Source organism: Mycobacterium sp. (assembly GCF_035506235.1).
Classification (GTDB): domain Bacteria; phylum Actinomycetota; class Actinomycetes; order Mycobacteriales; family Mycobacteriaceae; genus Mycobacterium.
Window position 1 is genome coordinate 1 of sequence record NZ_DATJPU010000249.1, and the last position, 15,632, is coordinate 15,632.

A 15,632-nucleotide genomic window follows, 5' to 3' on the forward strand; every position below is an offset into this window, starting at 1 on the left:
CAGACTGGCGAGGGGAGAGCGGCGTATGCGAGGGGCGAATCGCAACGGATTCTCGAGGACACGCAGGGTGAGCACGGCCAGCCCGCCCGAGATGAGGGCCGCTGCCAGCCTGGCGGCCAGCCCGAGCGGGTGGCCCAGCAATGCCGGCGCGAGCACCAGGACCGGCCAGTGCCACAGATACCACGAGTAGGAGATCCGGCCGATCGCGCGCATCGGCGACAATCCCAGGACGCGCCCGCACCCCTGAGCAGGGATGGCACAGCCGGCACCGATCACCAGCGCGGTGCCCAGTGTGGGCAACAGCGCGGCGACGCCCGGATACAAGGTGGTCGCGCTCAATTGGGTGCAGGCCAGCAGGACTACCCCCAGCCCGGCCCAGCCCGTGAGCGCGGCGGCTCGTGTCGGAAGGCGACGCCACTGGCCCGCCGTCAGGGCCACCAGACCGCCGACGGCCAACTGCCAGGCACGCGTGGGCAGCGAATAGAAGGCCGCAGCTGCCACCACGTAGGTGGCCGCAAACGACAGTGCGAACGATACGACCGCGACCAGCGCAAGGACCACCAGATAGGGGCGTTGCGAGGAGGTGGCCTGGGCCCGGGTGCGCCGGCGCGCAAGCCGGATCAGCCATGCCGTGCCGATGATCAGGGCCGGCCACACCAGGTAGAACTGCTCCTCGACGCCCAACGACCAGTAGTGCTGGAACGGCGACGGCGGGACATGGCTGGCGAAGTAGTTGGCGCCCCGGATGATGAACCAGTAGTTGCTGACATACAGCGCGCTGGCGATGCCGTCACCGATGGCGCTCCGAGCCAGTAGCGGGGGCAACAGCAGAGCCGAGGCGATCAGGGTGACGACGCCGACCGCGGCCGAGGCCGGTAACAGCCGGCGGGCCCGCGCCCCGTAGAAGCGGCGCAGTCGGACGGTGCCGGCGCTGCTCGCCTCGCGCCAGAGCAGTCCGGTGATCAGGAAGCCTGAGATGACGAAGAACACGTCTACGCCGACGAACCCGCCACCCGCGCCGGGCATGTCAGCATGGAACAGGACGACGGCCAGCACCGCCACGGCGCGCAAACCCTCGATGTCCGCGCGAAAGCGGGTCAGTTCCGAGGGCCGACTTTGCACCTCTTCGGTAGGGCTGACGCTATCGGCCTGGCGCAAGGTCACCTACTTAATAAGAAGAAGCGTCCTTCGAATCGAGGCATTATCACACACCTGTCCAACACGCAGGACCGGTGTCGCGCCTGCAAGCCTTTGTCATGCTTGTTCGGCGATCCACGTGGTGGTGAAGCGCCCCAGCGCAGGGATGTTCTCAGCCAAACTGGCTCCGATGGATTTCTCGAGTTGGCCGCCCACCAGGGGGATTTTGACCTCCACCCTCACCGCGAATCGCATTTGCGAGCCGATGCCTGCGGGCGCCAACAAGGCTTCCCCACGGCCTGATCCAAAACCGCCGGAGGCCGAGACACTGACCTGCCCACGTACCTTGCGGTCACCGACTGGTCTCCATGTCTCGGTGTGCCGGATTTTCAGGTCCCCGGGAAGGAGTTTGGCAACCAGCCCGGGCAGTAGCTGGCGACCTAAGTGCTGGGTGGCGCACATTTTCACCGTTCCGTCGGGGTCGACGATCAGCGAATCCAGCGTGGTGATGGCGTCGCCGGCCGCCAAGCGGGTGAGCCAGTAGTCCTCGCGGCCGAACGCTGCATGAATTTGTTCAACGCTTGCGGGCGATTCGGTCCAGATATCGATTGAATGCGCCATAGCAGAACCTTCTTATCAAAGTGGGAGTCATCGCTTGCGGGACCGCTATGGTTTGGCCCTTAGGGACGGTGACAGTTCCCTTGTCAGAAGCCCCTTCAATGGAGAGGATCGTCGCGTGAACATCAACAACGGACTGGTGATGTTGGCGGACGCTCTGCCAGGTGCCAACCGGATCAAGGCCGTGCAGCGGGCCCTCGACGGGCGGGTGAACCCCATCTACCTGGAGATCGGCGTTTCGCGGGGACAGGCGTTCCAACGGATTAGTGCCGCCGAGAAGATCGCAGTCGACCCAGCGTTCAAACTCTCCGAGCGCTCCCGCAGGCTCGCCGACGGAAAGGCGCGCGTTACCCACTACTTCGAGACGACCAGCGACGACTTCTTCGCGAGCGAGACGGCCTTCCTCGAGCAGCGCCCCATCGACGTCGCCCTGATCGATGGGCTTCACACCTACGAGCAGGTGGTGCGCGACGTGGAGAACGCCCTGCGCTATCTGCGGGACGACGGCGTAATTTTCCTGCACGACTGCAACCCCCCGTTCGCCTTGGCCGCCCGCCGCGCGGAATCGTGGGACGACTTTATTGCGCAGCAGTCGGGGCCGCTGGTGATCGGTATCTGGAACGGCGACGTGTGGAAAGCGATCGTCCATTTGCGTAGCACCCGCCACGACCTGCTGGTCGGCGTGCTGAAGTGCGACCAGGGCGTCGGATTTGTGCGAAAAGGAACTCCGGAATCGCCGTTGTCCTACTCGGTGGAACAGGTCGAGGCGCTCACTTACGCGGACCTCAAGGCCGACCGCAAGCGCTTGCTCAACCTGAAGCCGGCCCGATATTTGAGCGAATTTCTCGCCGCGGGCGCCGCACCTTCCCCGAAGTAAGTAAAGGTAGCTGGCCGAAGTGCGGACTAAGCGAGTTGCGCGGTAGATGCCGGGCTCTCCCGCGACGGGGCGGTGTTGCCGCCCACTTGCCCAAAACGTCTGGATTCCAGGTCGATGTCGCGGTGATCAGGCTATGCTGCCCGGCGGCTGAGCCGGGAGTGTGAGGCTGCCACGTTCATTTCGCAGAACTCACACGAAACGTGAAGGACTAGGGCCCGAGATGAAATTTGTGCTGGCAAGCTGGGGCAGTCGCGGCGATGTCGAGCCCAACCTCGCGGTCGGTCGCGAGCTGGCGCGCCGCGGGCACGACGTGTGCATGGCCGTCCCGCCGGACCTGGTTGGCTTCACAGAGGCGGCCGGGGTCGCGGCGGTCGGCTTCGGGCCGGAGGCGCAGTCCATTCTGGACGCGCACCGCAACTTCTGGACGTGTTTTTTCAGCCACCCCTGGCGGGTCTGGGAGCTGATCAGGTCGCGACTCGAAATCGCGGGGCCCCTTCTGCAGGGCTGGCAGGAGATGAGCACGACGCTGAGGTCGCTGGCAGACGGGGCCGACCTGATTTTCACGGGGATCAATTTCGAGGACGCCGCCGCCAACGTCGCGGAGTACTACGACATCCCGTTGGCCACCTTGCATTACTTCCCGCTGCGGCCCAACAGTCAGACGCTGCAATTCCTGCCGGCGCCGTTGGCCCGCTCGGCAGTGACGGCGTTCTGGTGGGTGTCCTGGCGTGGGATGAAGAAGGCCGAGGACGCCCAACGCCGCGAACTCGGTCTGCCAAAGGCGACGGGCTCCGCACCGCGCCGGATCACCGAACGCGGATCGCTGGAAATCCAGACCTACGACGAGGCGTGCTTTCCCGGGCTGGCAGCCGAATGGGCGAAATGCGATGGGCTGAGGCCCTTCCAAAGGCCGTTTGTCGGCACGCTGACGCTCGGGTTGGCGACGGATGCCGACGAGGAGGTCGCGTCGTGGATCGCCGCGGGAACACCGCCGATTTACTTCGGGTTCGGCAGCATACCGGTCGAATCTCCGGCCGACACGATCGCGATGATCAGCGCGGCCTGCGCGAAGTTGGGCGAGCGGGCGTTGGTTGGCGCCGCCGGAACCGACTTCAGCAGCGTCCCCCATTTTGACGACGTCAAGGTGGTGGGCGCGGTGAATTTCTCCGCCACCTTTCCCGCCTGCCGCGCGGTCGTCCATCACGGCGGCTCGAGCACAACGCCCATTGCGATGCGCGCGGGAGTCCCTCAGCTGATCCTCTACTGGGACCTTGTTCACGCGGTCTACGGAAGTGCGGTCAAACGGCTCAAGGTCGGGACCGCCCGGCGTTTTTCGACGGCTAGCGAGGAGTCGCTCGTCGCGGACTTGCACACCATCCTCGCCCCGGAATACGTCGCCCGGGCCCGCGAGGTCAGCACCCGGATCACAGAACCGGCGAAGAGCGCCGCACTCGCCGCCGATCTTCTCGAAGATTTCGCCCGCTGCAAGCGTGTTGGCTGAGGCGCTCAATTACGTCGATCTCGCAGGCGACCGCGAGTGCTTGTCAGTTCGCGGCATTAACGAGCTTCGAGAACTGAATCGTCGTCGGTTAGCGAAGCCATAACGTCCAAAGTGATGGGTGCAATGCGCAGCAACCGGAAGCGCCACTGGGGAAGCGCTGTGCAAGTGGGCACGAATCATTTGACCTGCGTGAGCGGGGTCACACCCAACCACGTGACAGGGGTCACATTCAAGAAGTATGGTCAAGAACTTGTTACACCTATGTCGAGTAGATGGTCTGGAGACACGGTTGAGCATCAATCCGTTCGATGGTGGCAGTTGTAGCGACATGATGGGCGGTCTGAAATGACCGATCTCCAGAAGCGGGTTCAGCCGGCCATCGAGACACCCATGGCGTCGCATGAATCACAGGGGATGGGTGAGGGTTTTGCGATAGTCGGCTACGCGCTCCGCGTCCCCGGTGCCGCCGATGCGGACGAATTCTGGGACGTGCTGTCCCAAGGGCGGGATGCGGTATCAGAGGTGCCTCCGGACCGGTGGGATGTCGACGAATTCTACGACCCGGATCCCGACGCGCCCGGCAAGATTGCGAGCCGCCGGGCAGGCTTCATCGACGACGTGACGGGATTCGATGCGCCGTTTTTCGGGCTGTCGAAGCGGGAGACCATGTTGATCGACCCGCAGCATCGGCTGCTGCTGGAGACGGCGTGGCGGGCGGTGGAGCATTCGGGGACCGCCCCTTCTGCCTTGGCGAACACCAAGACCGGCGTGTTCATCGGTCTGGGGACCCATGACTACCTGCAATTGATATCGGAAGAGGTTCCTTACGCCGAGATCGACTCGTATCAGGCAATTGGCTCATCGGCTGCCGCAGGGGCGGGCCGGATCAGTTATGGCATGGGGCTGCAGGGCCCGGCGGTCACGGTCGACACGGCGTGCAGCTCGTCCTTGGTAGCAGTCCACCAGGCGTGCCAGGCGCTGCGCTTCGGGGAGTGCGACGCCGCGCTGGCCGGCGGCGTGAACGTCTTGCTCAGCCCGAAGAGCGTGATGACCTTTTCCCGGGCGAAGATGCTGGCTCCGGACGGCAAGTGCAAGACCTTCGACGCGGCCGCGGATGGCTACGTGCGCGGCGAGGGCTGCGGTGTCATCGTCGTGAAGCGGCTTGAGGACGCTATCCGCGACGGTGACCGGATTCGGGCCGTGATCCGGGGCAGCGCTGTCAATCAGGATGGCGCATCGGGTGGTTTGACGGTGCCGAACGGCGTCGCGCAGCAACGCGTGATCACCGAGGCGCTGGCGTGCGCGGGTGTTGCGCCCGGTGACGTCGGATACCTGGAGGCGCACGGGACCGGGACATCGCTGGGTGATCCGATCGAAGTCCAGGCCGCCGGCGCGGTGCTCGGCGATGGGCGCGACGCCGACCGGCCGCTGCTGATCGGATCGGTGAAAACGAATATCGGGCATTTGGAGGCGGCGGCGGGCATCGCGGGTCTGATCAAGGTCGTCCTGTCGCTCGAGCACGAGGTATTGCCGAAGCACTTGAATTTCCGGAATCCGTCGCCGCACATTCCCTGGGACCGGCTTGCGGTGCGGGTCGTGGACGAGGCCCTCCCGTGGGCACGCGACCAACGGCCCCGTATCGCCGGGGTCAGTTCGTTCGGGTTCTCCGGGACCAACGCGCACGTCATCCTCGAGGAAGCACCCGATCAGGTAAGCCAGGTCGCCGCGGCACCGGAGGCGCCGGCCGACGACAGGCGCTTCACCGTGTTGCCGCTGTCCGCACGCAGCCCGGCTGCCTTGGTCCAGCTTGCCGAGGGATACGGCAGCTGGCTGGCCGCCCACCCAGAGGCATCATTGGCCGATGTGTGCTTTACCGCCGGGGCCGGGCGATCGCACTTCGACCACCGCGCCGCATTGGTGGTGAATTCGACGGAGTCCGCCCGTGAGGCACTCCGTGCGCTGGCCGAAGATCGCCCGGCACCGGGTTTGCTGCGGGGTGAATGCGCTGATAAGCCAAGGACAGCGTGGTTGTTCACCGGCCAAGGCAGCCAGTACGCCGGCATGGCCCGAGAGCTGTTCGAGACCGAGCCGGTGTTCGCCGAGACCATGACCCGCTGCGCGGCAGTGGTCGCTGACGTTCTCGAAAAGCCTTTGCTGGATGTAATTTTCGATGTGGATGGCCCGGATGCCCACGACACGTTGCGGCAAACCAGCTATGCCCAGCCCGCCTTGTTCGCGGTGGAGATGGGCCTGGCCCGGCTCTGGCAGTCATGGGGCTTCGACCCCGACGTGGTGATCGGCCACAGCGTCGGCCAATACACGGCGGCCTGCGTCGCGGGCGTGTTCAGCCTTGAAGACGGAATGCTGCTGATGGCCGAGCGCGGCCGACTGTTCGGCAGTTTGCCCGCCGGCGGTCGGATGGTCGCGGTCTTCGCCGCCGCCGAGCGGGTGGAAAGCCTGACCGACGAGTTTCCGAGTCTGTCGGTGGCTGCGTACAACGGCGCCAATACTGTGCTGTCGGGACCCGGGCAGGATCTGGAGCAGGCGGTGGCCGGGCTGGAGGCCGACGGTGTGCGCTGTGATTGGCTGGATACCAGCCACGCCTTCCATTCGGCGCTGCTGGATCCGGTCCTCGACGAGTTCGAGTCGTATGCGAACCGGTTCGAGTTCGGTCCGCCACGAAAGACATTGGTGTGCAACCGCACCGGCGCGGCCCTCGGCAGAAGCGCGAAACTGGACGGCGCCTACTGGCGCCGCCATGCGCGGCAGCCGGTCGAGTTCGCCAAAAGTGTGCGCACCCTTGCCGATCTCAGGTGCACGATGCTGCTGGAGATCGGCCCGCAACCGGTGCTCACCGCCGCTGCGATGCGGGCATGGCCTGACCCGGCGACCGCACCACGGGCGATCGCGTCGTTGCGTAAAAACATCGCCGACCACCGCCAGATCACCGAAGCCCTTGCTAACGCTTACATCGTCGGCCACCGGCCTGACTTCGGTGCCATCGTAGGACCGGCGCGCAAGCTCGACCTGCCCACCTATCCGTTCCAGCATCGCCAGTACTGGTTCCGTGAGCAGCGGGTCCGGCCCACCCAGGCCTTGGACGAGACCCAAGCCGCGCGCACCGAAACCATCCGGCTTCTCGAGGACGGTCGGATCGAGGAACTGGCCGCGCTGCTCGACGGTGGCGGCGGCAATCAACAGGCCGTCGATATGCTGAAACAGCTTGCCGCACAACACAACCAACAGCGCAAAGCCCAGTCCATCACGGACTCCCGCTACGAGGTTCGCTGGGAGAAATCGGCTGCTGGGGCCTCAGGTACGCAAGCGGGCGAAGGATCTGCCTGGCTCCTTATCAGCGATGATGCCGACGCAGTTCAGCCATTGGTCGACGCTCTGACCGCACGCGGTCACCGGCACCGGATCCTCGGGTTGCCGGTGTCCGACGCGGACGAAGAGCGGCTCGCGGCCGCGTTGCGCGCCGCGGTGGCGGACGAACCAACGACCCGCATCCTCCATCTCGCAGCCCTCGATTCGGACACCGCGCCGTCGACGCAATCGCTGTTGCGAATGCAACACCAAGTCCTGAGCGGAACGCGGCGACTCTTCCGCGCCGCGGCCGCCGCTGAACTCCGCGCACCCATCTGGCTGATAACCCGGGGCGCACAACGGGTCACCGGCGCGGACGCGGTGTCACCGGCGCAGTCCTGCCTGTGGGGGTTCGGTCGCGCCGCCTCGCTGGAACATCCAAGACTGTGGGGCGGACTGGCAGATTTGTCGCAAGGCGGTGCCTTGGACGACGGGGTGTGGTCCCGGCTGATCGACCAGCTGGTGGGAGGGCCGGCCGGTGAAGACCAAATCGCGCTTCGGGACCAAGCGGTCTACGTTCCCCGGCTGACTCGACGCGCGGGGCAGCCGAGCGCAACACCCGTGGCACTACGTGATGACGCAACATATCTGGTGACCGGTGGGCTGGGTGCGATCGGACTGGAAGTCGCCGGATATCTGGCCGCGCACGGCGCCCGGCATCTAGTACTGACGAGCCGACGCTCTCCCAGCGATGCCGCGCAACAGCGCATTGATGCGATACGCGAACACAGCGGCTGCGAAGTCCGGGCCATCGCGGCCGATGTTGCCAACCCGCACGACGTGGCTCGCGTCTTGGCGACTGTGCGCGCCGAACTACCGCCGCTGGCCGGCATCGTGCACGCCGCAGGCGAGATCAGCACCACGCCGCTGCAAACCTTGGACGACGCCGAAGTGGATCGAGTGTTCGCCGGGAAGGTTTGGGGTGCTTGGAATTTGAGCGAAGCTACCGCCGGAATGAAGCTGGACTTCTTCCTCAGCACCTCCTCGATTGCCGGGGTATGGGGTGCCGGCGGCCAGACCGCGTACAGCGCGGCCAACGCCTTCCTCGACGGGTTGGCTTGGCGGCTGCGTGAGCAGGGTGTTCCGGGGATCAGCGTCAACTTCGGTCCGTGGTTAGGAGCGGGCATGGCCGACGAGGCCGCCCGTGCGGAACTGGAAAAGCGTGGGGTCCGGCCACTGTCACCTGCCGACGCGTTGGCGGGGATGACCGAACTCATGGCGTCTTCGGGCAAGGGCGCCTCGCATGGAGTTGTGGCCCGGATCGACTGGGCCAGCTTCCTGCCGCTCTACCAGGTGGCGGGGAAGCGATCCTTCTTCGCGCAGTTGCAGCGTGAGGTGCCTGAGTCGGCGTCGGCACCGTCCGCGGCTGGGACCACCCAGTTGGTCGACCAGCTCACCCTCGCTCCGGTGCAGCAGCGCAAGAAACTTGTCGTGGACTACCTGCGTGACGTCGTGGCGGAAGTGACCCGGATCGATGCGGCGGAGATCCGCGACGAGGCCGGATTCTTCGATGTCGGCATGGATTCGCTGATGGCGGTGGAACTGCGGCGCCGGCTGGAGCAGGCCGTGGGCAAGGAGTTGCCGTCGACCCTTGCGATGGACTATCCACGCCTGGTCGACGTTGCGGACTACTTGCTCGGCGACGTCCTCAGCATCGGCGCATCGGCGCCCAGCGCACCGGCGCCGGCCCAGCCGGCTGCGGTAGTACCGATGCACACGGATGAGCCGATCGCGATCGTCGCGGTCGCCTGCCGCTTTCCGGGCGCGCCCGATCCCGAGGCGTACTGGGGGTTGCTGTCCAGCGCTGTCGATGCGATCCGGGAGATCCCGGACGACCGCTTCGACGTCGACGAGTATTACGACCCGGATCCCGAGGCACCGGGCAAGATCTACACCCGCTACGGCGGATACCTCGACAGCATCGACGGATTCGACCCGGAGTTCTTCGGGATTTCCCCGCGCGAGGCCGTGTGGATGGATCCGCAACAGCGGTTGATGCTGGAAATCGCGTGGGAGGGCCTGGAACGTGCCGGGTATTCGCCTGCCGGGTTGCGCGGCAGTCGAACCGGCGTGTTCGTGGGCGTGGCCGCCAACGAGTATTCACAGCTGCTGAACGCCAACTCGGTCGAGACCATCGAGGCCCACTTCATTACCGGCAACGCGCTCAATGTCATCGCGGGCCGGGTAGCGTTCGCGCTTGGGCTGGAAGGTCCGGCGATGGCGGTGGACACCGCGTGCAGCGCGTCGCTGGTGGCCGTCCATCAGGCCTGCCAGGCCTTGCATTCCGGCGACTGCGACATGGCGCTGGCCGGTGGGGTGAACGTGTTGGTGAGCCCGGCATCCATCGTTGCCACCTCGCGCGCCAGAATGCTTGCCGCCGACGGCCGATGCAAGACTTTCGATGCCGCGGCGAACGGCTACGCGCGCAGTGAAGGCTGCGGGATTCTGGTGCTCAAGAGGCTGAGCGATGCGGAGCGCGACGGCGATCAGATCTGCGCGGTCATCCGCGGCAGCGCCGTCAATCAGGACGGCGCTTCCAGTGGTTTGACGGTGCCGAACGGGGGCGCACAGCAACGGCTCATCGCCGCAACGCTGGCCCGTGCCGGTGTTGAGGGTCGGGATGTCGATTACCTTGAGGCGCACGGCACGGGCACCTCGCTGGGAGACCCGATCGAGGTCCAGGCCGCTGCGGCCGTCTACGGCGCCGGCCGTGACCCGAACCGGCCGTTGCTGATTGGATCGGTGAAAACCAACGTCGGGCACCTCGAATCCGCAGCGGGGATCGCCGGTCTGATCAAGGTCGTGTTGTGTTTGCAGCACGAAGTTCTGCCGCAGAACCTGCACTTCGAGAATCCGTCGCCGCACATTCCGTGGGACTCGCTGCCGGTGCGGGTGGTGGACAAGGCGATTCCGTGGCGGGCCGGCGGCAGGCCGCGCCGCGCCGGAACAAGTTCCTTCGGGTTCTCCGGCACGAACGCACATGTGCTGATCGAGGAGGCGCCACCACAATCGGCAGTGGAGGAGGCGCCGGAGCCAGCCACCGGAGACGAATCCGTCAGCGTGGTCCCGCTGTCGGCGCGGTCGCCGGAGGCGCTGGTGGCGTTGGCGCAGCGATATGAAACCTGGTTGGAGGCGCACCCAGAGGTCGATATCACCGATGTGTGCTTCACCGCCGGGGTGGGGCGTTCGCATTTCGAACACCGGGCCGCGCTGGTGGTGGATTCGGTTCAGGGTGCTCGCGAGCTGCTGGCCGGATTGGCCGAGAACCGGCTGGGCCCTGGTGCGGTGCGTGGCGAGTGCACGGACCCGCCGAAGACGGCGTGGTTGTTCACCGGGCAGGGCAGTCAATACCCGGGGATGGCGCGCGAGTTGTTCGACACCGAGCCGGTGTTCGCCGACACCGTGAAGCGATGTGCAGAAGCGATCGATGGGGTGCTGCCGCGTCCGTTGCTGGAGGTGCTGTTCGACACTGAAAGCGACGAGGGAGAAACCCTGCGGCACACCTCGTTTGCGCAGCCCGCGCTGTTCGCCGTCGAGATGGGCCTGGCCCGGTTGTGGCAGTCATGGGGCATCGAGCCGGACGTGGTGCTGGGGCACAGCGTGGGCCAGTACGCGGCGGCGTGTGTGGCCGGAGTGTTCAGCCTCGAGGATGGCGCACGACTGATGGCCGGACGCGGCCGGCTGTTCGGCAATCTGCCTGAGGGCGGCCGGATGGTGGCGGTGTTCGCCGACGCCCAGCAAGTGGAGCGGGTCGCCGACGAATTTCCGCGGCTTTCGGTCGCCGCCTACAACGGCCCTAACACGGTGCTGTCGGGTCCGTCCGCGGACCTGGAACAGGCCGTCGCCAGGTTCACCGGTGACAGCATCCGCTGCACGTGGCTGGACACCAGTCATGCGTTCCATTCGGAGCTGTTGGAGCCGGCGCTCGACGAATTCGAGTCGTACGCAAAACGGTTCGAATTCGCCGTTCCGACCCTGCCCCTCGTTTGCAACCGCACCGGCGCGGTCCTCACCGCGGAAACCCCGCTGGACGCCCAGTATTGGCGGCGGCATTCCCGCCAGCCGGTGCAGTTCGCCGAAAGCGTGAAAACCGTGGCGCGGCTGGGATGCTCGGTGTTGATGGAGATCGGTCCGCAACCGGTTCTGACCGGCGCGGCGGTGCAGGCCTGGCCGGAATCCTCGGCCGCTGCGCATCCGATCGTTTCCCTGCGCAAGGGCGTCGATGCCCGCCGTCAGATGGCAGAAGCGCTGGCCGCGGCCTATGTCGCCGGACATCGGCCCGAGTTCGCCGCGCTGCACCATCGGCCACGCCACGGACTCGAACTGCCCACCTATCCGTTCCAACGCCGGCGCTTCTGGCCCAAGAATGCCGACATCCGCGGCATCGATGGTCAGGGCGCTGCCGGATCCGGGATCCTGGGTAGCGTCAAGGACCTCGCCTCTGGCGACACCGTCTACACCAGCCGGTGGTCCACGAAATCGCAGCCGTGGCTGTCGCATCACGTCATCTATGGCACCGTCGTCGTTCCAGGCGCGACGTACGCGGCGATGGCGCTTGCCGCGATTGGGGCGCCGGCGCAGGTGCGGAATGTCTTCTTCTATGAACCGATCATCCTGGGCGACAAGCATTCCCGGGAGGTGCAGCTGACGGTGCATCCGGTCGAGGACGGCGGCTGGACCTTCCAGGTGCACAGCCGCCCGTACGGTGAGCGCGATGCTGAGTGGTCCTTGAACGCCGACGGCCGGATCGTCACCGGTGTCAGTGATGTGGAGGCCGAGCCGACATCCGATCCCGCAGAGTCCATCGATGCCGCGTGCGAGCGATTGAGCCGCATGCGTCCGCAGCAGTTGTTCGATTCCTTCGCCGACCTTGAGCTGGATTGGGGTCCCACCTGGTCCACTTCCCTCAAATCGCTGTGGTCCGGTGACGGTGAGGCGGTTGGCGATATCGCCATCGGCGACGAGCTCGCCGAACAGCTCGGTAGCGAGCCGATCCATCCGGTACTGCTGGACCTGTGCACAGGAGTGGCCTTCCCGGCCTTCCCGACGGTTCTCACGGGCGGCGAAGACGGGCTGTCCGATCTGTTCTTGCCGCTGCGGTATGGGCGGGTGGTGCTGCGTGAGCGGTTGCCACGCCGGTTTTATTGCCGCGCGCGGTGGCAGAGTGGCGGTTCCGACAGCGAAACGCAGGTCTTCGATCTCGATTTCGTGGATCGGGACGGTCGCGAGCTGGGCGGAATTCGCGAGTTCACGGTGAAACGCGCGCCCCGGGAGGCGCTGTTGCGCGGACTCGGCGGCGACGCCACCCGCAACCTTTACACCCTCGGCTGGGAGGAGGTGCCGCCGCCGGCGTCGGGCAAAGCCGCCCAGAAGGGCGACGGCACCTGGGTGATTGCCGGATTCGACGCACTGGCGGCGGACGTGCCAGGTTGCGTCTCGCTGGATCGTTCCTCAATTTCAGCGGATCCGGAGCCTTGGGAGCGGCTGTTCGCAGAGGCCCAGGAGCGCGGTGTCCCGGTTTCCGGCGTCGTCTGGCGCAGCACGGGGCGACCCGGCGCGGAAGAGTCGAGCGCCGAATTCGCCGCGCGACTGGAGAGCGAGGTCGATCAGCTGCTGACTCTCGTGCGGACGCTGCTGGCGCAGCAGGACGTGCCACTCACCGGCGGACTGTGGATCATCACCGAACGGGCCGTGGCGACCGAACCGGGCGAGCCGGTTGACCCGGTGCAGTCGGCGCTGTGGGGATTCGGGCGCACCATGATCACCGAGCAGCCGAGCCTGCGTTGCAGGCTGGTCGACTGCGACGGAGCCGACGATGCCGTGCCCTCGCTGGCCGGGCTGCTCGGCGCACCCGACACGCCTGTCTCGGAACCCGAACTCGCACTGCGGCAAGGAAAGTACTTCGTGCCGCGGCTACTGCCGTGGGCGCGCAGCGGCCATCTCGAGGTACCGCGCGCAGCCGACTACGTTCTGGCGCCGACCGAACGCGGCGCTATCGACAACCTTCGGCTGACCGAGACGAAAGTGTCGCCGCCGGCGGCGGGACAGGTGCAGATCCGGGTAGAGGCCGCTGGTCTCAACTTCCGGGACGTGCTCAACGTGCTCGGACTCTACCCGGGCGATCCGGGTCAAATCGGCGGTGGTGACCTCTCCGGCGTTGTCACGGAGTTGGGTGCCGGCGTTACCGGGTTCGAGGTTGGCCAGCGCGTCTTCGGCTTTATGCCGGGGTCGTTCGCCACCCGGGTCAATGTGCCCGCCCAGTTCCTGTCGCCGGTACCGAACGGGGTGAGCGCCGTAGGAGCGGCAACCATACCCGCCGGGGCGCTCACGACCCGGCTCGCGTTCGACTGGGCGAAGGTGGGGCCCGGCGATCGGGTGCTCATCCACGCCGCCAGTGGCGGCGTCGGTCTGGCCGCGATCCAGATTGCCCAGCAGCGCGGTGCGACTGTCTTCGCCACCGCCAGCACCTACAAACGCGCGACGCTGCGCAAGATGGGCGTGGAACACGTCTACGACTCGCGCGGTACGGACTTCGCGGATCAGATCCTGGCCGACACCGGGGGCGCCGGCGTCGACGTGGTGCTCAACAGCCTGACGAACGAGGGGTTCATCGCTGCGACCGTGCGGGCGACCGCACAGGGCGGCCGGTTCGCCGAAATCGCCAAGCGAGACATCTGGACTCCTGAACAGATGGCGGCGGTCCGTCCCGACATCGACTACGAGATCATCGCGCTGGATGCGACTATCGAGCACGAGCCCGAGCGGGTGGGGAAGTTGCTGGCCGAGCTGGCCGACAGCATGGCCGACGGCGAGCTGGCGCCGCTGCCAGTCGAGGTCTACCCGCTGACGGAGGCGAAGACAGCGTTCCGCCGGATGCAACAGGCGCGACACATCGGCAAGATCGTGCTGCAGATGCCCAAACCGCTACAGCCCCGCGGCGATCGGAGCTACCTGATCACCGGCGGCCTTGGTGCACTCGGCCTGCACACGGCGGCCCATCTTGCCCAACTCGGGGCCGGAGACATCGTGTTGACCAGTCGGCGCGCGCCCGACGCGGACGCGCAGCGGGCAATCGACGACATCACCGAGCGCTATCGGTGCCGCATCCATACCTTCGCGGCCGACGTCGGCGACGAATCCGAAGTTGAAAAGCTGCTGGAGCGCATCCGCGCGGAGTTGCCGCCGCTGGCAGGAGTGGCACACCTGGCGGGTGTGCTCGACGACGCGCTGCTACCACAGCAGAGCCCGGAGAGATTCCGGACGGCATTGGCGCCCAAGGCCTTCGGCGCCTACCACCTGCATCGGCTCACGACGAACGACGATCTTGATTTCTTCGTCGTCTACTCGTCGGCCGCCAGCGTGATCGGTTCGCCCGGCCAGGCCAACTACGCGACCGCCAACGCAATGCTCGACGGGCTCGTTGCGGGGCGCCGGGCGCAAGGCCTGCCGGCGACCAGCGTCAACTGGGGTCCCTGGGCACACAGCGGCATGGCCACGTCGCATGCCGCGCGCGCCAATCTCAGTGCGCAAGGCCTGATTCCGCTGGAACCGGCGGCCGCCCTCAACGCGCTCGGTGAAATCATCGCCCACGGAACCGGACAGGCAACCGTCATCAAGGCCAATTGGCAGCGTGCCGCCAAGGGGCTCGGTACGTCTCGCCCGGCGATGCTCGACCATGTGCTGCCGAGCGCCGTCACGACGACGCGCGGCGACAGCGAGTTGCTCCGGCAACTGCACGAGGTCCCGGAGGAGGAGCGCGGCAGTTTCCTCACCGAATACCTACGGTACGAGGTGCAGAATTTCCTGAGGCTCGCGCAACCGCCGGCCGCAACCAGCCGGTTCCTGGAGCTGGGCACGGATTCGCTGATGGCGGTCGAATTCAGCAACCGATTGCTTCCCCAATTCGGTGGCGCGTTCACGATCAGCGCCACCGCGGTATTCGATTATCCGACGATCGGGTCGCTCGCCGAGTACCTGGCCGGTCAGGTGCCGGACTTGGCCTCACAGACGAACGGGGCGGAATCTGTCGGTGCGCCCGAGCCTGCCTGATCGAAGCAACGCAGGTGTGCGCGCCACCGTCGGTGTGACCGGGGGCCGCAAAACCCACGCGCCGTAGGAACGTGGTGTCGCTCG

At 66.3% G+C, this 15,632-nt stretch carries 5 protein-coding genes; 3 read left to right on the forward strand and 2 right to left on the reverse strand.

Going from position 1 to position 15,632, the window contains the following annotated elements; all coding sequences use genetic code 11:
- A partial coding sequence (locus tag VMD50_RS23160; protein ID WP_414686147.1) for an acyltransferase family protein occupies positions 1 to 1,164 on the reverse strand: 1,164 nt, incomplete at its 3' end.
- A 90-nt stretch (positions 1,165 to 1,254) separates the two neighbouring features.
- Entirely contained in the window at positions 1,255 to 1,758 is a 504-nt protein-coding gene (locus VMD50_RS23165; protein ID WP_325431122.1) for a DUF2505 domain-containing protein, read from the reverse strand.
- A 139-nt stretch (positions 1,759 to 1,897) separates the two neighbouring features.
- Here VMD50_RS23165 and VMD50_RS23170 point away from each other — a divergent pair, with 139 nt between their 5' ends.
- From VMD50_RS23170 to VMD50_RS23180, 3 genes are all read left to right on the forward strand, one after another.
- A complete protein-coding gene (locus VMD50_RS23170) occupies positions 1,898 to 2,632 on the forward strand; it encodes a class I SAM-dependent methyltransferase (RefSeq protein ID WP_325431137.1) in 735 nt (244 codons plus the stop codon).
- A gap of 220 nt (positions 2,633 to 2,852) precedes the next feature.
- A complete protein-coding gene (locus tag VMD50_RS23175; protein WP_325431124.1) occupies positions 2,853 to 4,133 on the forward strand; it encodes a glycosyltransferase in 1,281 nt (426 codons plus the stop codon).
- 390 nt (positions 4,134 to 4,523) lie between these two features.
- The gene (locus tag VMD50_RS23180; RefSeq protein ID WP_325431139.1) at positions 4,524 to 15,548 is read left to right on the forward strand and encodes a type I polyketide synthase; all 11,025 of its coding nucleotides are present in this window, start codon (positions 4,524 to 4,526) and stop codon (positions 15,546 to 15,548) included.
- Positions 15,549 to 15,632: the final 84 nt, after the last annotated feature.

What these genes read in the sequence shown, in the direction of transcription:
- VMD50_RS23175 (WP_325431124.1), top strand. Translation starts at nt 2,853, where the DNA reads ATGAAATTTGTGCTGGCAAGCTGGGGCAGTCGCGGCGATGTCGAGCCC.
- VMD50_RS23165 (WP_325431122.1), bottom strand. Translation starts at nt 1,758, where the DNA reads ATGGCGCATTCAATCGATATCTGGACCGAATCGCCCGCAAGCGTTGAA.
- VMD50_RS23180 (WP_325431139.1), top strand. Translation starts at nt 4,524, where the DNA reads ATGGCGTCGCATGAATCACAGGGGATGGGTGAGGGTTTTGCGATAGTC.
- VMD50_RS23170 (WP_325431137.1), top strand. Translation starts at nt 1,898, where the DNA reads ATGTTGGCGGACGCTCTGCCAGGTGCCAACCGGATCAAGGCCGTGCAG.